At 42.5% G+C, this 18655-nt stretch carries 20 protein-coding genes; 8 read left to right on the top strand and 12 right to left on the bottom strand.

What is annotated here, in order from left to right; all coding sequences use genetic code 11:
- The 5 genes from ACSFXN_RS15840 to ACSFXN_RS15820 all read right to left on the bottom strand — a co-directional run bounded on the left by ACSFXN_RS15840 (position 1) and on the right by ACSFXN_RS15820 (position 4676).
- A complete protein-coding gene (locus tag ACSFXN_RS15840) occupies positions 1 to 270 on the bottom strand; it encodes a PTS sugar transporter subunit IIB (RefSeq protein WP_437151053.1) in 270 nt (89 codons plus the stop codon).
- On the bottom strand, positions 267 to 2333 hold the full coding sequence (locus ACSFXN_RS15835; protein ID WP_437151052.1) for a BglG family transcription antiterminator: 2067 nt from the start codon (positions 2331 to 2333) through the stop codon (positions 267 to 269). Before ACSFXN_RS15835 ends, ACSFXN_RS15840 begins: the two co-directional genes overlap by 4 nt.
- 218 nt (positions 2334 to 2551) lie before the next feature.
- Positions 2552 to 3184 (bottom strand): CPBP family intramembrane glutamic endopeptidase, encoded by a 633-nt coding sequence (locus ACSFXN_RS15830; RefSeq protein ID WP_437151051.1) that lies wholly within the window; start codon positions 3182 to 3184, stop codon positions 2552 to 2554.
- On the bottom strand, positions 3181 to 3999 hold the full coding sequence (locus ACSFXN_RS15825; RefSeq protein WP_437151050.1) for an alpha/beta fold hydrolase: 819 nt from the start codon (positions 3997 to 3999) through the stop codon (positions 3181 to 3183). The genes ACSFXN_RS15830 and ACSFXN_RS15825 overlap by 4 nt, the downstream gene beginning before the upstream one ends.
- A 242-nt stretch (positions 4000 to 4241) precedes the next feature.
- Complete coding sequence (locus ACSFXN_RS15820) at positions 4242 to 4676, bottom strand: VOC family protein (RefSeq protein WP_437151049.1); 435 nt, start codon at positions 4674 to 4676, stop codon at positions 4242 to 4244.
- Between the two features lie 348 nt (positions 4677 to 5024).
- On the opposite strand from ACSFXN_RS15820, the gene ACSFXN_RS15815 reads away from it, so the two are divergent.
- Entirely contained in the window at positions 5025 to 6038 is a 1014-nt protein-coding gene (locus tag ACSFXN_RS15815; protein ID WP_437151048.1) for an STAS domain-containing protein, read from the top strand.
- Between the two features lie 54 nt (positions 6039 to 6092).
- On the opposite strand, the gene ACSFXN_RS15810 is transcribed toward ACSFXN_RS15815, so the two are convergent.
- Both ACSFXN_RS15810 and ilvA read right to left on the bottom strand, forming a co-directional pair.
- Positions 6093 to 6692 (bottom strand): YdcF family protein, encoded by a 600-nt coding sequence (locus ACSFXN_RS15810; RefSeq protein WP_437151047.1) that lies wholly within the window; start codon positions 6690 to 6692, stop codon positions 6093 to 6095.
- A 176-nt stretch (positions 6693 to 6868) separates the two neighbouring features.
- Entirely contained in the window at positions 6869 to 8158 is a 1290-nt protein-coding gene (ilvA, locus tag ACSFXN_RS15805) for a threonine ammonia-lyase IlvA (protein WP_437151046.1), read from the bottom strand.
- A 208-nt stretch (positions 8159 to 8366) separates the two neighbouring features.
- Between ilvA and ACSFXN_RS15800 the strand changes: the two genes are divergently transcribed.
- Positions 8367 to 9254: a fructose bisphosphate aldolase gene (locus tag ACSFXN_RS15800; RefSeq protein ID WP_437151045.1), complete on the top strand. Its 888-nt coding sequence runs from the start codon at positions 8367 to 8369 to the stop codon at positions 9252 to 9254.
- Between the two features lie 171 nt (positions 9255 to 9425).
- The gene (locus tag ACSFXN_RS15795) at positions 9426 to 9905 is read left to right on the top strand and encodes a BsuPI-related putative proteinase inhibitor (RefSeq protein WP_437151044.1); all 480 of its coding nucleotides are present in this window, start codon (positions 9426 to 9428) and stop codon (positions 9903 to 9905) included.
- A gap of 254 nt (positions 9906 to 10159) precedes the next feature.
- On the opposite strand, the gene ACSFXN_RS15790 is transcribed toward ACSFXN_RS15795, so the two are convergent.
- Positions 10160 to 11365: a PLP-dependent aminotransferase family protein gene (locus ACSFXN_RS15790; RefSeq protein ID WP_437151043.1), complete on the bottom strand. Its 1206-nt coding sequence runs from the start codon at positions 11363 to 11365 to the stop codon at positions 10160 to 10162.
- A gap of 531 nt (positions 11366 to 11896) precedes the next feature.
- Here ACSFXN_RS15790 and ACSFXN_RS15785 point away from each other — a divergent pair.
- A complete protein-coding gene (locus tag ACSFXN_RS15785; protein WP_437151042.1) occupies positions 11897 to 12550 on the top strand; it encodes a hypothetical protein in 654 nt (217 codons plus the stop codon).
- Positions 12551 to 12594: 44 nt separating this feature from the next.
- On the opposite strand, the gene ACSFXN_RS15780 is transcribed toward ACSFXN_RS15785, so the two are convergent.
- Entirely contained in the window at positions 12595 to 12834 is a 240-nt protein-coding gene (locus ACSFXN_RS15780; protein ID WP_437151040.1) for a hypothetical protein, read from the bottom strand.
- A gap of 376 nt (positions 12835 to 13210) precedes the next feature.
- Here ACSFXN_RS15780 and ACSFXN_RS15775 point away from each other — a divergent pair, with 376 nt between their 5' ends.
- Entirely contained in the window at positions 13211 to 13552 is a 342-nt protein-coding gene (locus ACSFXN_RS15775) for a hypothetical protein (RefSeq protein WP_437151039.1), read from the top strand.
- A 134-nt stretch (positions 13553 to 13686) separates the two neighbouring features.
- Here ACSFXN_RS15775 and ACSFXN_RS15770 read toward each other — a convergent pair whose 3' ends face one another.
- On the bottom strand, positions 13687 to 14187 hold the full coding sequence (locus tag ACSFXN_RS15770; protein ID WP_437151037.1) for a VOC family protein: 501 nt from the start codon (positions 14185 to 14187) through the stop codon (positions 13687 to 13689).
- Positions 14188 to 14402: 215 nt separating this feature from the next.
- On the opposite strand from ACSFXN_RS15770, the gene ACSFXN_RS15765 reads away from it, so the two are divergent.
- The 3 genes from ACSFXN_RS15765 to msrB all read left to right on the top strand — a co-directional run bounded on the left by ACSFXN_RS15765 (position 14403) and on the right by msrB (position 17191).
- Positions 14403 to 15302, top strand: coding sequence for an oxidoreductase (locus ACSFXN_RS15765; RefSeq protein ID WP_437151035.1), 900 nt, complete (start codon positions 14403 to 14405; stop codon positions 15300 to 15302).
- Between the two features lie 237 nt (positions 15303 to 15539).
- Entirely contained in the window at positions 15540 to 16064 is a 525-nt protein-coding gene (locus ACSFXN_RS15760; protein ID WP_437151033.1) for a TlpA family protein disulfide reductase, read from the top strand.
- 20 nt (positions 16065 to 16084) lie between these two features.
- Positions 16085 to 17191 carry a peptide-methionine (R)-S-oxide reductase MsrB gene (msrB, locus tag ACSFXN_RS15755; RefSeq protein WP_437151032.1) on the top strand — a complete coding sequence of 369 codons (1107 nt, stop codon included), beginning with the start codon at positions 16085 to 16087 and terminating at the stop codon, positions 17189 to 17191.
- 63 nt (positions 17192 to 17254) lie between these two features.
- Here msrB and ACSFXN_RS15750 read toward each other — a convergent pair whose 3' ends face one another.
- Both ACSFXN_RS15750 and ACSFXN_RS15745 read right to left on the bottom strand, forming a co-directional pair.
- Entirely contained in the window at positions 17255 to 17746 is a 492-nt protein-coding gene (locus ACSFXN_RS15750) for a hypothetical protein (RefSeq protein ID WP_437151030.1), read from the bottom strand.
- 135 nt (positions 17747 to 17881) lie between these two features.
- Positions 17882 to 18574 (bottom strand): LuxR C-terminal-related transcriptional regulator, encoded by a 693-nt coding sequence (locus ACSFXN_RS15745; RefSeq protein WP_437151029.1) that lies wholly within the window; start codon positions 18572 to 18574, stop codon positions 17882 to 17884.
- Between the last annotated feature and the right edge of the window lie 81 nt (positions 18575 to 18655).

Genomic DNA, 18655 nt, shown 5'->3' with positions numbered 1-18655 from the left:
TTATTGGAAATGCGGTTCTAATTTAGATTTAATCTCGGGAATACTCATCATATTCTCCAGTGATACAAGCGTCCGTTTTCCATCATCAAGCTGACCGATGATGTCTCCTGCTCCAATAAAGATATCTGCCTGCTCCGATTTGGCAGAAGCTAGATCCGTGTGGTCCACTTCTGCTGTATGTTCCATTTCTTTCAAGGCTTTCTTGACATTCAACTCCATGATAAAACTGCTTCCTAAACCGTTTCCGCATACTACCATAATTTTCTTCATTGTGTTTCCTCCTTTGAATTTTCATGAATGAATTCCATAAGTTCGGTTTTATCTGAGATTTCAAGCATCCGCTTAATATTAGCGGGTTCATTAAGTAACTGCGTCAGCTGGATCAGTGCACGTAAATGCGAGTCACTGTCAGATGCTGCCAATACGATAATCAACTGCACTGGCTTGTCCGATGCAAATTCCACAGGCTCTTCCAATTTCAATAAGCTCATCGACAAGGAGTTGACTCCTTGTTCCGGCCTTGCGTGTGGAATAGCCACGCCTGGAGTGATGACGACATATGGGCCATTCGCTTCGATGCTTTCAATCATTGCCTTAACATAACATTCTTCAACTGTTCCTGATTCAACAAGCGGCTGCGCTGCAGATTGAATGGCCTGCTGCCAAGACGCCGCAGAGGGTTGCAATTGAATCGTCTGCAAAGTGAGTAATTCTCCTAACACTGGTTTTTCAGCCTCCTTTAATGAAAATTTTGTTTGCTTTCGTGAAGGGCTGTACAAATTGGATTGCAATGCCTTTTCAAGCTCAGATGCATTGTGAATAGTGGCATACTTGGAAATAATTTTTAAAAAAGAACCGACATCAATATTTCCAGTTGTATAGCCATACAATTCCTGCATCACTTGCTGACGCAGCACATGCTTTTCCTGCACTTCCAAAATGGGCGGTACGACAAAAAGAAGGGCATCGGTCCTCATGTGAACAGTCGAAAAAACCAGATCATAAGGCAGCTGATAATTTGCGGCTGAACGGACAGACAGGACATCCAAAAACAAAATGTCCGGGAACAATTCCCTTAAGGTGTAGATAAGGATATTGCTGATCCCTACCCCATTTGGGCATACGACGATCGCCCGCTTCCGGTCATCAAGTGCCGTTCCTTGCCTTCGCAGCCAGCCGCCAAAATGAATGGTAAAATAGGCCACTTCATCTTCAGGCACGGCCTTCCCCAGTTTTCTCTCCAGTATTTGAAGAGTTTTTCTGACGAGATGATGCAATTCAGGATAAACTTTTTGTACCCGGCCGGTGATGGGATTGACTTGTGGAAGACCATATTTCAACCGGTGGTATGCCGGTTTGAAATGGATATAAAGCTGTTCGTACAATAATTCCTTATCTTGTAAATGAACAAAAGCCAGCCGTTCAAATTCTTTCACTATCTGTTGCAGCAGCACTTGAATGGTTTCGTCTTCTTTTAAAGGAGACAGATCCTTTGTCCGGTTCATACTTAACAAATGCAACGTAGCATACTGTTTTTCCGTCTGGCTCCAATGAGCTTGAAAAGCCGATGTTTTAGCCATTTGTTCAACCATCCGATATTCATCCGTAGCTACCAGTTGATTCCAACTATCATCATTCTGCAAGCCCTCGCCTCTTCGGATCAGCAAATCGGCGCAAAGAAATAAATAACTTAACTCATTAAGCCGTTCATCGGTGAATGTTACACCCAGCTTCTGCTCTATTTGTTCAAGTTGAACTTTAATGGCTTTGATTTGCTGCTCATCGTCTTTCCAAATACACTCAACAATGGCCCGGCTATTCGGATTACTAAATACCTCACTGACCAAGTATTCAGCTGCATACCTCTTTGCCAGGCTATTTCCTGAAATCACATAACCTTTTTGCTTCGAATACTCGAGTGTTAAGTCGAGCTGCTGTGTTTTTTTCTTAAGCCGCCGCAGATCCGTCAATACTGTATTGCGGGACAGCCCGGTTATGGATTGAAAATGATAGACGGATAATTCTTCCCGCCCTAATAAAATCATCAGGTAGAATAAACTCTCCCTTTCTTTTTCGGAAAAAGTATATGTATTCTTGGTCATCTTGACATCTAAGGCTTCTTCATTGATCGGTTGAGTTAAAAAATAACCTTTTTGCCGATCGAATTGAATTGCGGAGTAGCTGTTAAATTCAAGCCAATCATTGGCTTTCCCGATAGCATATTGAATCTGCCTTCTCGTCAAACCTGTCTGAATTTCCAAGTCACTCATTTTAGATATAGGTGAATGTTGAAGAAGTATCAGTAAAGCTGCGCTTCTCTCATCCAATAACATCTTTTATCCTCTCCCTTCTTATACGATACCGTATCCAATATTCGAAAAATACTGTTTACAAGCCCCATTCTTGTGTCAGGTTCTGCACAGAATTGTATTGTTCAATTTCACCAATGCTGACTATCTCATTTATGGAATGGTTTCACAAGCTGCCCATCGGATTGAGTCCACAGAAAAAAGCCTTTTTGAAAATCATCCGATTCCCAAAAGACCTTCATTTACCTCACAATAAACCAATAGACGCAAACAATTCCGAAGTCCGACAGCGCGTGGCTGATAATCGTCGCAGTAATGGAACCTGTTTTTTCCCGGATATATCCCCAAAATAATCCTGCAATAAAAACAGGCAGCACCGCGACAAAACTAAATCCTGTTTCAAAAATCGGGATAATCGACAGCAAGTGGTACAGCGTATAAAAAGCAGCAGATATCCCGATGGCATACAGTGCTCTCCGTTTCGCTCTCAGCTTGTTATAGATGTAACCTCTCCAGTACAATTCCTCAAGCAGCGGATTCGCCAATAGCAGTACGAGTACCAGCCCTACTTCTCCTGGACCTGAAAATCCCCAATCAAGCAGCAGCGCGCGAAGATATTCGATATCCAATAAATAGATATGCAGCCAACTCAACCCACCGAAGATAAAAACGAAAAAAAGCAAGCCGCTGCCAATCCCCAATATTACTCCCTGCTTGTCCAACTTCAGTTGCTCTTTTGGAAACGCCTTGTCAGCCAGCGGCACAAAAAGCAGCCAGCTATAGAACAGCAAAAACGTGATGGCGACGTTTTCAAGCAATTGCAATCCAATAAAAATCATTGCCGTCGGACCGATCATTAGTAAAAAATTATTCATAGTAGCCTTCCAGATTCCAGCTCGGTTGCTTCCAGCCAATGTTGTTTCTTGATCGGCTGTAAATACTGGTTCACGACTGCATTAAATTCCCAGAAAGAGCGCGGCGGCAATTGATGCGTCCCTTTATCGATATAAGCTACTTGAGTTTGGGGAGCAGCCTTTAAAAATGGGACCTGGTAATGATGCATCGGTTTTTCAAGCGTCCCATAGACAAGCAGTATCGGCATTTTCAAGCGATAAAGAGAATGCGTAGAGACATAGTCCAGGCCCGTTCTGCAAAATTCATAGGCAGCCTGCGCATCCGACTTTCGGGCCAAACTGTAGATGGCCTGTTCATCGCCGGGAAGTTTCCGGTTCAATTTCGCCTGTAATTTTGCAGCCATCGGCAGTTGCCGGAACTTGGCCATATACATCACCGACTTGATAAAGAATTTTGGGGTGAAGTTGTTTATTTCTGAAAAACCACCGGACATGATCAAAGCGATTGTCCGTTCCGGATAGTTCAGCGCAAATTCCTGGGCAATCAAACCACCATGCGAATAACCGCAAAGCACGACTTTTTCAATCCCTATTTCATCAAGAAGTTTTTTTAAATGTTCCGCCAGAAGGCTGATAGTCAAGGGCTGGTCTCCTCTTGTGCTGTGCCCATGCCCCGCGATATCGTAAAAAATAAGCTGATATTGTTCAGCGAGCGGTTCTTGGTGTTTAAATACATTATGGGCCATGACAAAAGGATGGATAAAGACAATCGGCATTCCTTGGCCTTTTAGATGATAATAAAGCGAAACAGATTGATTGATAGTGATATGCGGCATAAAAAGAATCCACTCCTAAATCAAAAAGCGCGATGTGTACGCAGTTTTAGTTTTTTCTTTTTAGTTACCCTAACTGCCGGCAAGTCAAAACGTTAAACCTACATGGTCTACAGCTCCCTTTGTCCAAGCAAACTTAAGCAAGCAGCATTCCATTGTTGAATTGTACAGACGCATAAAAAAAGCGCATGCTCACGACTGAGCATGCGCTTTTCATTTCCCCCGATTCCCCCCGTTATATTCTCTTATTGCTGTTGTCCGTAAGAACCATCATCACAACTGAATTGCCAAGCGACTCCGAACTTATCTTCAAGCGCTCCGTACGCAGGACTCCAGAAAGTTTCCTGCATATCCATTGTCACTTTGCCATCCTGCGCCAAACGGTTGAACTGGGATTTCAATTCATCCATATTGTCCGAAACAACGGTCAAATTGAAATTTTGTCCGAAAGTTACAGGCGAATTTGGCATGGCATCTGAAAACATCACTTCGCTGCCCATGATATTCAAATTGGTGTGCATGACCAGCTTTTTCATGTCTTCATCCATTTCAAAGCCTTCCTCCGGAGGCATATCCCCAAAACGCATAATTTCCGGCTTCGCTGCTCCAAAAACCTCTGCATAATACCCGACCGCTTCTTCGCAATTCCCGTTAAACACCATGTACGCATGCACTGGCACTTTAAACTCTCCCTTCGTTTGATCCTTTTTTATATTTTCCATGCCTTATTTTGATGAGTCCTCTTCAACAAAACGGCACGAAATTTCAAAATAAAATCGGCCACTCCGAAGTTATCTTTCCTCTTGGTGTACGTTTCTTTTTGCAATGAATAACATTTAACAGAACAAGCGTTCTTATACTTTATATTATATACCGGATTCAACAAAAAGAACAGTATATTTTCTTTTTATTCAGTTATTTTTCCTTGTGTAAATGCCCACGTCCTTCTCTTTGCCATTAAAAGAGACAAGACTCCAACGACCTTATATACTTAAACTATCTTGTATTAAATCGGAGGAACGGTATTTATGGAGAAGAAAGACATAACAGTCGGCGGAATAGAATTAAAATGGGATCTTGAAACAGGGGAGGTTCTGTTTGAAGGCGGAGATGTCGTATTTTTTTGGATTACGGCAATGAAGACCTTTTTTGATACCATCAAGGAAATATCCGGCGTTGAAGCAACCAATTTGGTTCTGGAAACTACGGGCTTTCGCCAAGGTGTAATTGTAGGCGAAGGGTTCGGGGAAATGAAGCATATCGATACCTCTAATATTGTGGAGTGGATTTCTGATACCTACGCTCCAGCTGGATGGGGGAAAGTTGAAATCACCAAGATGGATGCACAAAACAATACTTTCACGATGCACATCCAGAACGACTGGGAATATAAATTAAATCAACTGGATGATGCAAACACGGAAGGGATTTTCGTTCCTTCGCATTATGCGGGTGTATTGACCGGCATTTTCGGCATCAATTTCTGGTACAAAATCATTCAATATCAAAACAATGAAAATCCGTACAGCATCGTTGAGTACTTTCCTTCTGATGTGACCGTACAACGGAATATCCATGAACTGTCAAGACGCCAAGAAGCAGACCAAATCAGGCAATTGGAGCAGTTAGTCAACGAGAATACCAAAACGCTGCAAAGTCTTGTAAGGGAACTTTCGTCTCCGATCATTCCTGTCCTTGAAGGCATTATCGTCGTTCCGATGATTGGCAGCTATGACGAAGAACGGGCCGAAGACTTAATTCATAAAACACTCAGCCACCTGCCGAAGCATCAAGCCAGCTACCTGCTGCTGGATTTGACCGGCTTGAATAAAAACATTTCAGCGCATACTGCCGAACTGATCGATAAATTGGGGGCGTCTGCTAAACTTCTGGGAACAGAAGTGATTTTAGTCGGCGTCTCTCCTGAACTGGCATTGCTGATTACACAGACTCTGACAAGCCTGAAAAAATTTGAATGCCTGCAATCACTTCAGCACGGCATTTATTATGCCTTAGGAAAAAGCGGACGGAGAATCGTATAACGATGAAAAAAAGAAGAGCGCCCTTGCTTACAGGGGCGCTCTTCTTTTTATGATCTAATGGAGAAATGCTAAGGCCAGCACATAAGCGACATAACAAACCGTTTCCCGGATAAAAAATGGCAATTGGCTGCTGAACGTCTGGAAAATCGAACTTTGCGTCGGCGAAGAATACGCATCGATGCCCGCAACTTGCGCCATCAATAATGCCCGTTTCATATGTAAGGGGTCACTGACGACAAGAAAGCTGTCCAACCCATGCTCTTCTGCAATTTCATTGGCATATAAAAAGTTCTCTTCCGTGATCATCGATTCGGTTTCAATGAGGATGTCTTCCGCTGGCACGTCCAGTTTCAGCGCATAATTGCGCGATACTTCCGATTCCGCCATGTCTACGCCGTCCGTTTTGCCGCCGGTGAAAATGATCTTATCAACGAAACCATTTTCGTAGAGCCATACCGAATGATTGATGCGTTCCCGCAGCATCGGGGATGGCTGATCGCCTATCACTTTTGTGCCAAGCACTATTGCCGCATCGGTTTTGATGTTTTCTGTTTCCGCGGCGTATGTCCAAATGCCGTAAGCGGCAAACAAAGTAAATGCAAAAAGTGCCGCCATCAGCACCAATAAAGTTTTTCGTAGAATTAATTTATGCAATGAGTTTCGTCCTTTTGGGCTTCTATTCAATAAGATCCGTCTTGAGTGGATGTTGTCCTTTTACATTATCAGTTGAAGCAGGACAAAAGAAAAGAGCAATAGTGAAAAAATCACCAAATGATCACAAACGTATTTCTAGCCGGTAAAAACCCCCTTTATCCAAAAGGGGTTTTTGATTAGATTAATAAATTGAACAATAATGAATCGTTGTTGATGTCCTTATAAGGAAAGCCATTTTCCGCCATTCGTTTCACTAATGGCTCATAGTCTTCGCGGCGCTTCAGTTCGATGCCGACGAGTACCGGCCCGTGTTCACGGTTTGTTCGTTTTGTGTATTCAAAATGGGTAATATCATCTTCTTCACCAAGCACTTGCTCCATAAATTTGCGAAGCGCCCCTGCCCGCTGAGGGAACGTGACGATGAAATAATGCTTCAATCCTTCATAAATCAAGGATTTCTCTTTGATTTCCTGCATCCGCTCGATGTCGTTATTGCCACCCGAGATGACACAGACGACATTTTTCCCTTTGATTTCGTCTTTATAGAAATCCAGCGCGGCCACTGACAACGCCCCAGCCGGTTCTGCAACAATGGCATTCTCGTTGTATAATTCCAAAATGGTCGTACATACTTTGCCTTCAGGCACCACGATAATGTCATCAATGACTTCCTGGCAGATTGTCATCGTCAAATCTCCGACTTGCTTAACAGCTGCACCGTCAACAAATGTATCGATTTCGTCCAAACGAGTTACTTCCCCGTTCTTGAGCGAAGCTTTCATGCTGGCTGCTCCTGCCGGTTCAACACCGACCAATTTGGTGGATGGACTGATTCCTTTCAAATAAGAACCGACACCGGAAGCCAATCCTCCTCCGCCAATTCCGCAGAATAGATAATCCACCGGTTCCTGCATTTCATTCAACACTTCTACGGCAACCGTGCCTTGTCCAGCAATGACATGGCTGCTATTAAAAGGATGCACAAATGTTTTGCCTTCAGCCGTACATGTTTCCATCGCTGCCGCAAAGGCGTCATCAAAGGAATCGCCTATTAAAACGACGGACACTTGATCGCCGCCAAAGCGCTTGACCTGGGAAACTTTTTGGCTCGGTGTCGTGAGCGGCATGAAAATTTTGCCTTCAATGCCGAGCGCCTTGCAGGAATACGCTACTCCCTGGGCATGATTGCCGGCACTCGCACAGACGACGCCTCTGTTGCGTTCTTCCATCGTCATGCTGCGGATAAAATTATAAGCGCCCCGCAATTTAAATGAGCGGACAATCTGCTGATCTTCCCGCTTCAAAAATACGTTGCAGCCATAACGGGTGGACAGAATTTCATTCCGCTGAAGCGGTGTCTTTACTACAACATCTTTTAACGCCTGATTCGCCACCATGATTTCCTCCACTGTCACTTTTGCCAATTCTGATACTCTTTCCAGCTCTGTGGTGTTGCTTCTTGTCATCTGTATCACCCTTTTGATTTTAGTTATTTCATTACTCTAACACAAAGAAGCGAACTATTGATAAATAATTTCGACAATTATTTGACTACTTTTCTGAATTGTATGAGATACTTTCATTAGGAGAACAAGCCTGGCACGGGCTGATGATTTATACGCTGATAAAAGGGTATAAGTATAAGTGTAAAAAATTTGTTAAGGAGCTGGGAAGATGAACAAAGAGCAATTTGATCTGGTGAAAAACGGAAAAGGGTTTATTGCAGCGCTTGACCAAAGCGGCGGCAGTACACCGAAGGCGTTGAAACTGTATGGCATTTCAGAAGATGCCTACTCCAACGAAGAGGAAATGTACGATTTGATCCACGAAATGCGGACGCGCGTCATGACCGCTCCGGCATTCAATTCAGATTCAATTCTCGGAGCTATTCTATTCGAGCAAACGATGGACCGTAAAGTTGAAGGAAAATACACACCTGATTATTTATGGGAGGAAAAAGGCGTTGTCCCTTTCCTAAAAGTCGATAAAGGCTTGGCAGATGAAGAAGACGGCGTCCAATTGATGAAACCGATCCCTAATTTAGATGAACTATTAACAAGAGCCAATGAACGGAATATTTTCGGCACGAAGATGCGTTCAGTCATTAAAGAACCGAACGCCGAAGGCATCAGAAGCGTCGTGGTCCAACAGTTTGAAGTCGCCAAGCAGATCATCGAAGCCGGACTGGTTCCAATCATCGAGCCTGAAGTCGATATCCATAGTGCCGAGAAAGAAAAAATCGAAGCTTTGTTAAAAGAAGAAATTCTGATTCATTTGGGCGGCTTAAGCGAAGATCAGCCAGTGATGCTGAAACTGACGATTCCAACGGCCGATAACTTCTATAAAGAATTGATTGAGCATCCGCGCGTGGTACGGGTAGTAGCCCTTTCCGGCGGCTATACACGGCAGGAAGCCAATGAAAAACTGGCAGCGAATAACGGGCTGATAGCCAGCTTCTCACGTGGCTTATCCGAAGGAGTCAGCGCTGATCAGAGCGACGATGAGTTCAACGAAGCGATCGCTGATTCGATTCAGACGATTTACGAAGCGTCCATTACGTAAGCTGATGATCAATAAAGGCGTCTTCAGTGACCTTTTGCAAGGTTGCTGGAGACGCCTTTTTATACTGTAACTTTTCTGTTCCAATAACGGTCTTATAATAAATCGGTTTTCTATTTTTTTAGCAATATATGAAACATGACGCCAAACATCTAACCTTAAGGAGGAACAAGTATGCAAAAACGAATATGGCTGTTAATGCTGCTACTTTCATCCCTGTTGCTGCTGGCAGCGTGCGGCGCTAACGAAAACTCAGCGGAAAACCCGCCCGAAAAACCGGAAACAAATGAAGGCACTTCCGGAGGGATTGCAGCTGGTGCACCGGAACCGGCAATTAAACAGCTGGATGACAAAACCTATTTGTATACCGTCAAAAACCAAACAGAAAAGCCCCTGACTTTTGATTTTACCAGCAGCCAGCGCTATGATTTTGCATTATTGGATGAATCGGGCGATCAGGTTTTCCTGCAGTCTTCTGTCAGCATGTATGCTCAGGCACTGGGTGAAGAAACAATTAAACAAGCAGAAGAATTGAGTTATCAACTCGAAGTGCCGCCACTTGATCTTGAGCCTGGCACATATACACTTGAAGCTTGGCTGACGCCGGAACAAGGGCCGGCATTTCGCACTGAAACTGAATATATAGTGGAATGAAGAGCAATGCAAAAGGAGCGATCTAATGTTTGTACCTGCTTTCTAGATATGGAGCCAACCAGCGGAGACGCCTGCGGGATAGCGAGACAGCCGAGACCCTGCAGGAGTGTAAGCGACGAAGCGGCTTGGCGCTCGCTCGCGGCAAGCGGAGCTGGTTGGCGGAATATCGGTTAAGGATGATACCTAATACAAATTTTAACTTTCTTAACAAGCTGGCAAAAGGAGCAGCCTAAGCTGACCGCTCCTTTTGCATTCTACTCAACCTTTTGCTCAATGTTCGTCGCAATGACCTGTCCCAACAACTCGATTCCTTTCACTATTTGCTGTTCATTCGCATAGCTGAACGACAGACGAAGAAATTCGGTGCCTTCCTCTTGGTTCAAGAAAAAGTATCTGCCCGGCACATAAGCCACACCGGCCGCATGAGCTTGAGGCAGCATTTTGGCTGTATCGGCTCCTGGAACATTGACCCAGACAAAATACCCTCCTTCCGGTGCATACCAGGAAACCGTTGTCGGCAGAAATTTTCTCAATGCTGCAATCATGGTGCTGCTTTTTCTTCGATAGGCGTCCGTCAGTTCTTTAATGTGGCCGTCAAAATCAATTCCTTCTATATAAGAAGCCATAGTAGCCTGTGCAAACGGATGATCCAAATCCTTTTTGAACCATTTCATTGCCGTGACCAGTTTTTCTGCTCCTGCTACCCAGCCGATACGCATGCCTGGTGCCACAACTTTGGACAATGAACCCACATACAGTACACGGTTATTTGCATCCGTCGCTTTTAGCAATCGCGGCTTTTCTTCGAATCCCAATTCACCGTACGCATCATCTTCTAAAATAAGAAAATCATATTGTTCCGCCAACTTCAGTACATGTTCTCTTCGTTCTGGCGTCATCGTTGTCCCCGTAGGATTTTGGAAAGTGGGGATTGTATAAAGTATGCGCGGCAAAGTTTGTCCCTGCTCTTTTCTATCAGCCAACATTTGTTCAAAGCAGTCGGTGTCGAGTCCATTTGCGTCAGTTGGCACACTCATGAAATGTTCCGTATAATTCCGGAACACTTCCAACGCTTCCATATAGGTCGGCGACTCGATTGCCACAACTGCTTCGTCATCCAACAGAATGCGTGAGATCAAGTCGATCGCCTGACAAGCTCCGGAAGTGACCAAAAGTTCTTCTTCTGAAATTTCGGCTTCGCGTTTTAGCATCCGCTGCTGGATAAATTTCTTAAGCGCCGGGATTCTCGGGCTGCCGATATAATGGAGCGGCAAGTCCTGTTCTTCATCAATCAGCCGGCCAACCGCCTCTTTTATCTCTTCTGATGGAACGAGTGCCGGTTCGGGATAACCAGAATTCAAACGGATGCATCCTTTTGGAACGGCCGACATCCACAGCCCTGGCGGATCATTTTTAAATGCCAAATCTATGTCTTTAGAAAAAGGGAAATTTTGCTTCATTATGTATGTGCTCCTTTCTGTATTGAGGTAATTTCTCTCTTACTGTCCATTCTACATTAAAAATTGTGAAAGCATTCTGGAAACTTTATAGTCAGGAGAAACGTATTAATCAAAAAGAAATCTGTCAGCCGGAGGAAACCGCATGAAACTGAAAATTTTACATACCAATGACGTCCACAGCAATATTCATTAATGAATGCATGAAAAGAATTTCTTCTAGACTTGTTCAAACCTCTCCCATTTATCTATGTTACTTCCAAACTTCCCTGAAAAGCATAACATTTAGCCTATTAACTACCTCCTTGATATAAGTAAATAAATTAAATTTTTTTATTCTAAATTATATGATTTTTTTGACCTTTATAGTATAATTATCGTGCAAGCGAATCCGTTACTGTTGCGAGGCACTTAAAAAGGGGGTCAATTTTCTCTCAAAAAATACCTTAAAATGCTGATGTTTGTTTTAATCTCTTGCGTCACTTTATGAGGAGACTAACAGAAAATCAAATTTTAAATAAGGGAGAATAGGACATGAAAAAGTTTGCTATGCTTTTACTGACTTTCATTTTGGTATTCGGTTTTACCTCCATGACATTTGCAGGCAGTAATGATGATAAAGGAGATAGCAATACAACTGAAAAAGTGACTTTCCATAAAGGCATCACGACTATTGTAAAAACGACAAAAGAAGTAAGCTATGACAAGATCGTCAAAGTGGAAAAAGACACTAAATACAAAACTGAGAAAAAATCCAAAACAAACACTTATTATGAAACTAAAGTTGAAAAGAAAAGAGAAAAACATCCAAAACACGATTGGTATAGAGACGTGTACGTTAAAACCACTTATAAAATCACCAAAACAACCACTTGGGATGAAGTGACAGCAATTCACATAATTACAACATTCACTACCCCAGTTAAAATCACTAAAACAACTGTAACTACTATTAAGCATAGAGGCAAACCGGGTAGCAATGGCAAAATCATTAGCAAGAATACGGAAACGTTCGTAGATAAAGAATACGGTAAAACTACAAAAGAAGTAACGAAAGAAAAAGAAACATTCAAAAAGAACGAAAAAACTTATTATGATAAAAAAGTCGTGGATGTAGAAACAACTCACGGCAAATGGGAGAAAAAAGACAAAGATCATGGGAAAGACAAAGGCAAAAAGCGCCACTAATTTAAAGCAACAGGCTCCTTCCTAAGAGGAGCCTGTTTTTTATTTCATGATGTTTTTTTGCATGGCGGGCCGATGATGGCAATGCCGTATATGGCATTCCAGCGAAGAGGAATGTTCTTTTGTCCGAAAGCCATCGGTTCTTTGATGCCATACGTGTACTCGGCAAGTTGATTTATTGAAGGCGTTGGAGTATTGCACTGCCGGACTAAGTCGTAAAATTCATCGCTTAACCGCTTTATTTCACCAAGTATGGTATCCAAATGTCCCAGCATATTTTCAAACACAACACTTTTCACCATTTTTCCAAGAGCCAGACCGGTATGGATCTAAAAACAAGAATCTTTATTAAACAGAACGAGTTTCTATATGCAAATTCACCTTGAAACACTGCGGTTTTCCAATCTGAATAAATTAAATTAAATAAATTTTTAAAATTTTTCGAATAATTGTAGTAAATTTTTGATATCTGTTGTACAATAGCTTCAAGGACAAGATATTTCTATTAAATAAACATTTTTAGAAATTTCTTGTAACTCCAATACATACACCTGAGAAGGAGGTTATACTCTCTAAAAGTATATAAATAGGCAAGTTTATAACTCCATGACACTTATGTCCAGAGGATAAACAAAATCTAATTATGAAATGGAGAGACAAAACATGAAAAAATACCTTACGATTTTAATGGCATTCTTTTTAGTCTTCGGATTCTCCTCAACTGCAGCATTCGCAGGTGGCGATGATCACGACGGACACGACAGAGATGGTTACCATCATAAGTACAAAGATTACGATGATGACAAAGACTATGACAGAGACCATCATAAAAAGTATAAAGACCGTGATGATTACGACAGAGATGACAAATACGATCGCAAACACCATAAATACCATAAACATCACAAACATCACAAACACGGCAAACACCATAAACATCATAAAAAACACAAACACGGCAAACATTACAAAAAGCATCATAAATATGATGACGATTGCGACTGATTCAATCAATAAGAATGCCAGATCAAGCTCCTTTTTCTAAAGGAGCTTGATTTTTTTGTGCTAAAAACACTGTGTTGAAAGTGCCTCGATAGTTCGCCACTTTTTAATGCAAGCAAGCCACTCCAGAAACTTTTTTAGCCTTCGAACACTTTTTGCAGCTCCGTAAGATCGATCTTCTTCATTTGCATGAATGACTTCATTACTCGCTCCACTTTTTCGGTATCAGAATCCATCAGCATTTCGTTTAAAGCAATCGGCGTAACTTGCCAGGAAACGCCAAACTTATCTTTTAACCAGCCGCAAATTTGCGCTTTTTCATCGCCACCTTCGGTCAGTTTATCCCAGTAATAATCGATCTCGTCCTGAGATTCGCAATTGATGATAAACGAGATGGCTTCTGAAAATTTGAATTCCGGACCTCCATTTAAGGCCAAAAATTCCTGCCCTTCAATTTGGAATTCAACCGTCATGACCGAACCTACCGGTTTGCCGTGGATTTCCTGCCCTTCTTTTACATAATGCGTAATGCGCCCGATGCTCGAATTTTTAAAGATGGAAACATAGAAATTTGCTGCTTCTTCCGCTTGTGTATCAAACCAGAAATTAGCAGTGATTTTTTGAATCTTATTTGCCATGCTGTTCTCCTTCCTTCCCAAAAGTCAATTTGTATTTAAGGAGCGGCTATGTATAATTATTAAAATAATCAGATTATTAACACCTTCATCTTACAACATTCCTTCCGATAAATAAATCTCTTATTCAGCCTTGATTGCTTGGATTCCACTCTCGTGATAAGTTGAAAAGGACTTTAAAATATAATCATCCAGACAGAGAAACAGGAGCTGATGTTGTGGAAACAAAATCACTGACAGGAAAAACAGCCGTCATTACGGGAGCCAATAGCGGCATCGGTTTGGAAGCAGCAAAAGTTCTTGCCGGTCAAGGAGCCCGGATTGTCATGGCTATCCGCAATATGGAAAAAGGCAAAACTGCTCGGCAGGAAATCATTCATGCCTATCCTGAAGCCCAAGTCGAATTGATGCCGCTCGATTTGACAGATCTCAACAATATACGTTTTTTTACGGAACGATTCCAAAGTGAAAACAATTCACTCGATTTGTTGATCAATAATGCCGGCGTCATGATGCCTCCCTATACGAAAACCAAAGACGGTTTTGAACTGCAATTCGGCGGCAACCATCTTGGCCATTTTGCATTGACTGGCCTGTTATTGCCGCTGCTTACAAAAACAGCCGGTTCGCGCGTTGTGACCATTGCCTCTTTAGCTCATAATCGCGGAGCCATTGATTTTAATAATCTTGATGGTTCGCAAGGTTATAAGGCAAAGAAATTTTATAACCAAAGCAAGCTGGCAAACTTGATGTTTGCACTGGAGCTCGATAAAAAGCTGAAGCAGCATGGCCAACAGACCATCAGCGTTGCTTGCCATCCCGGCATTTCGGCTACCAATATTTTTAAACTCGGAAAACGGGACGCGCCAAAATCCCTGAGAAGGCTTGCCAATTTCTATCTTCAGCCACCGGAAATTGGTGCACTTGCGACTGTATATGCGGCCACCAATTTTTCTTTGGTTGGAGGCGAATACGTGGGCCCTGACGGCAAAGGTTACCGGAAAGGTTACCCGACTTTGGAAACACCGCATGCTGTGGCAATGGACGCAGCTGTATCCAAAAGGCTTTGGGAAGTTTCTGAAAAATTGACGGGCGTGGAATTCGATTTTTCACGTTGATACCTATGAACAAAGACTTATACAAATAAAACCGACAGCCTCAGTTTATGGGCTGCCGGTTTTATTTTCGTGTCCGAAATATGGACAACCGATGATTTCTTTAAAGGTTCGCCGAGTGCATTCAATGTATTTTATTGGCAATCAGCTATATGATAAGCGTAAATAGAAGTAACTGATTTCCCATACTGCAATTGCTCCCGGAACGTCCACAAAGATATCCAGTAAAGGATGATCAAGATGAATGTACCGATTAAAATTTTCTTCGTCGCTGTTCTTGCTTTTGTCTTAGCCAGCTGCTCCAGCAACCAGGCCACGTCCACTGCACAACCTATGAATGACGGCAAACAAGCGCCCGTTTTTGATTTAGTCGATTTAGAAGGCAAACAGCATGACCTTTCAAAGTATGCCGGTAAAAAAGTTTATGTGAAGTTTTGGGCTTCTTGGTGTTCTATTTGTCTTGCCGGCATGGAAGAATTGAATACATTAGCAGATGAAGACACGGACTTTGAAGTTTTAACCATCGTATCGCCGAGTTCTAATGCTGAAAAAGACAGTGAATCTTTCGCCAAGTGGTTTGGTGGTATCGAGAATGCTTCAAACATTACGGTTTTATTGGATGAAGGTGGCACTGTCTTTGAAGAATATGGCGTACTCGCCTATCCGACTTCCGTTTATATCGGTTCTGATGGTGTCCTGGTAAAAAGTTCACCGGGGCATTTCAGCAATGCACAAATTTATGAGAGCTTTGAAAGCATCCAATAATGAAAGGCGGCCATTAAGAGATGAACTTCAAAAAAGCCTTTATATTACTATTGATGCTGCTGTTAGCCGGCTGTTCTGTCCCAAACTTCAACACGGCAAGTGAAACAACTGCGGCTGGGTCCGAATCCCGCTTTCCCGATAATCCGAATAAGGGGTTAACGTTTGATACCGATAATTTGAAGGATATCTGGCTTGCCGGCGGTTGTTTTTGGGGGGTCGAAGCTTATATGGCGCGTGTGTTCGGCGTTTATGACGTCACTTCCGGCTATGCCAACGGCAACACCGAAAACCCGACTTATGAAGAAGTGACACGGAAAAACACTGGGCATGCGGAAACGGTCCATGTCCGTTATGACCCGGAACGTGTAGATCTTGAAAAGCTGCTGTCCCACTATTTTATGATCATCGACCCGACGTTGTTGAATCAGCAAGGCAACGACCGGGGCGAGCAATACCGAACTGGAATCTATTATGAAGATGAAAAGGACCGCGCTGTCATCGAAAAAGTAATGGCAAATGAAGCACCGAAATATGATGACCCGATTGTAACCGAAGTCGAACCGCTTGAACATTATTACCTTGCCGAAGAATATCATCAGGATTACCTGGAGAAAAATCCGAACGGCTATTGCCATGTTGAATTTGATTCACTCGAAGACCAGGAGGTACCCGCATTAATTGACCCGGCTCTTTATCCAAAACCGAGCGACAAGGAACTGAAAACCAAACTGACAGATGCCCAGTACAATGTGACTCAGGAAAATGACACCGAAACCGCCTACTCCAATGAATACTGGGATAATTACGAGCCAGGAATTTACGTGGATGTCGCAACCGGCGAACCGCTTTTCTCATCGCGGGAGAAATACGATTCCAAATGCGGCTGGCCGAGCTTCACTCAGCCGATTGAACCGGACGTCGTAACCGAGCATAAAGACACCAGCTTTAATATGACACGCATCGAAGTCCGGAGCCGCTCCGGCGACAGCCATCTTGGCCATGTCTTTAACGACGGACCAAAAGACAAAGGAGGCCTGCGCTATTGCATCAATAGTGCATCGATCTTGTTTATCCCTGAAGCGGAGATGGAAGCTGAGGGTTACGGGTATTTGAAAGAGATGCTGTGATAGCTGCTGGAAATAACCAAAAGAACTGCCCTTTTGTTTTATAAAAGGCAGTTCTTTTTATTATTATTGTTCTCTTTCCATAATCTCCTTTAACCCGCTATGATTCTTCACTTCATGATCCGCCAAGATTCTCGGATGAAAGCCATTCAAATCTACGATGTCCCGTTTCCCCTGATAATGCACAATTGCATATCCTTCATAAGGGGTTTCTTCAATGCTTTCAATTTCCACTTTTTTCTTCATGTATATTTCTTTAATTTGTTGTTTTACATCTGATGAAATCATTTTTTTATTGTCATTTGTAAGCTCAGTGGATTTCTGCCGGATATGGCCACCTCCATGTTCCCGTTGATTGAATATGCCTTGCAACAGATTAATCACTTCACCGAATCCCAGCAATAATACTCCATATAAGACTCCTTGGATGAAAATATCAAGTGCCAAGCTGCCTCCTATCAATTCAATGCTCGCAATGGCGCGAAAAAAGTTTATGGCAATAACTCCTATTCCTACTATTTGCACTGCTAACCCAATTGTATTTTTCATGCTTGTCAATTTACTTCCTCCCTTAGCTGACCTTTTGCTTTCGATGTGGTGCCAGCAGAATTTTTATCAGTTCCCTAATTTATTTTGATTGATTCATTAGCGGATTTTATGAAAGCTGCCTGCTATTAAAATTCCCTTGCTCCTTTAAGACAAAATCCCTTTCCTGAATAACTCTGCAATCACATGGGTACGGTTCGTAGCAGCCATCTTTTTTATTGCCAGCTTTACGTATTGCTTCACAGTCTGTTCACTGATTTCCATTTTATCTGCAATTTCTTTGGTAGTACCTCCAAACGAAATCTCTTTCATCACTTCCAGTTCCCTATTGCTCAATACTTGCTGTTTTCCTTCACATAGAGAAGACTGGAGGATTGTTCCGACTTCTTCACCAAACCGGGTAATATCTTCTAATACCTCCACAGTAAAATCCGCATCCTCTTTAATACTTAAACTATAAATAAACCCCATAACCGCCCGGCCGCTGAAAAGCGGGACAACCAGAAAAGAATTTACATTCGAATCAATGACGTAATTGCTGCTGGTTTTCTCGAACAGCTCCCTGCCTTTATAAAACTTTGCTTTTTTCTCAAAGATGGCTGCCTCAATCGTCGGCAAAGTCCTGATATCATACCGCAGATCATGGATGTACTTGATTTCATTTTGTTCCAGCGAAATAACACCTTCGCCTAAAAAGCCAATAGGAGAATAGCGGCAAAGATAGACATCCAAAACAGGAAAGGCTTCAGAGAAAGCCTCTAGTATTTCAATAATCAGCTTCTCATGAGAAGCTATCCTTTTTATTGTTTCCAACCGGTCATAAATGGTAGGCATCTGCATCGAATTCCACTTCCTTTTGAGGTAGGTAGTCCATACTAAATGGGGAATATACTAAATACTACGAATATTATAACATTAAAT

It is taken from the genome of Planococcus sp. 1R117A (genome assembly GCF_051417975.1).
Lineage (GTDB): Bacteria > Bacillota > Bacilli > Bacillales_A > Planococcaceae > Planococcus > Planococcus shenhongbingii.
The sequence above is the reverse complement of the archived record's forward strand: the minus strand, read 5'-3'. Positions and strand labels throughout refer to the sequence as shown.

What these genes read in the sequence shown, in the direction of transcription:
- ACSFXN_RS15840 (WP_437151053.1), bottom strand. Translation starts at nt 270, where the DNA reads ATGAAGAAAATTATGGTAGTATGCGGAAACGGTTTAGGAAGCAGTTTT.
- ACSFXN_RS15835 (WP_437151052.1), bottom strand. Translation starts at nt 2,333, where the DNA reads ATGTTATTGGATGAGAGAAGCGCAGCTTTACTGATACTTCTTCAACAT.
- ACSFXN_RS15830 (WP_437151051.1), bottom strand. Translation starts at nt 3,184, where the DNA reads ATGAATAATTTTTTACTAATGATCGGTCCGACGGCAATGATTTTTATT.
- ACSFXN_RS15825 (WP_437151050.1), bottom strand. Translation starts at nt 3,999, where the DNA reads ATGCCGCATATCACTATCAATCAATCTGTTTCGCTTTATTATCATCTA.
- ACSFXN_RS15815 (WP_437151048.1), top strand. Translation starts at nt 5,025, where the DNA reads ATGGAGAAGAAAGACATAACAGTCGGCGGAATAGAATTAAAATGGGAT.
- ilvA (WP_437151046.1), bottom strand. Translation starts at nt 8,158, where the DNA reads ATGACAAGAAGCAACACCACAGAGCTGGAAAGAGTATCAGAATTGGCA.
- ACSFXN_RS15800 (WP_437151045.1), top strand. Translation starts at nt 8,367, where the DNA reads ATGAACAAAGAGCAATTTGATCTGGTGAAAAACGGAAAAGGGTTTATT.
- ACSFXN_RS15795 (WP_437151044.1), top strand. Translation starts at nt 9,426, where the DNA reads ATGCAAAAACGAATATGGCTGTTAATGCTGCTACTTTCATCCCTGTTG.
- ACSFXN_RS15790 (WP_437151043.1), bottom strand. Translation starts at nt 11,365, where the DNA reads ATGAAGCAAAATTTCCCTTTTTCTAAAGACATAGATTTGGCATTTAAA.
- ACSFXN_RS15785 (WP_437151042.1), top strand. Translation starts at nt 11,897, where the DNA reads ATGAAAAAGTTTGCTATGCTTTTACTGACTTTCATTTTGGTATTCGGT.
- ACSFXN_RS15775 (WP_437151039.1), top strand. Translation starts at nt 13,211, where the DNA reads ATGAAAAAATACCTTACGATTTTAATGGCATTCTTTTTAGTCTTCGGA.
- ACSFXN_RS15770 (WP_437151037.1), bottom strand. Translation starts at nt 14,187, where the DNA reads ATGGCAAATAAGATTCAAAAAATCACTGCTAATTTCTGGTTTGATACA.
- ACSFXN_RS15760 (WP_437151033.1), top strand. Translation starts at nt 15,540, where the DNA reads ATGAATGTACCGATTAAAATTTTCTTCGTCGCTGTTCTTGCTTTTGTC.
- msrB (WP_437151032.1), top strand. Translation starts at nt 16,085, where the DNA reads ATGAACTTCAAAAAAGCCTTTATATTACTATTGATGCTGCTGTTAGCC.
- ACSFXN_RS15745 (WP_437151029.1), bottom strand. Translation starts at nt 18,574, where the DNA reads ATGCAGATGCCTACCATTTATGACCGGTTGGAAACAATAAAAAGGATA.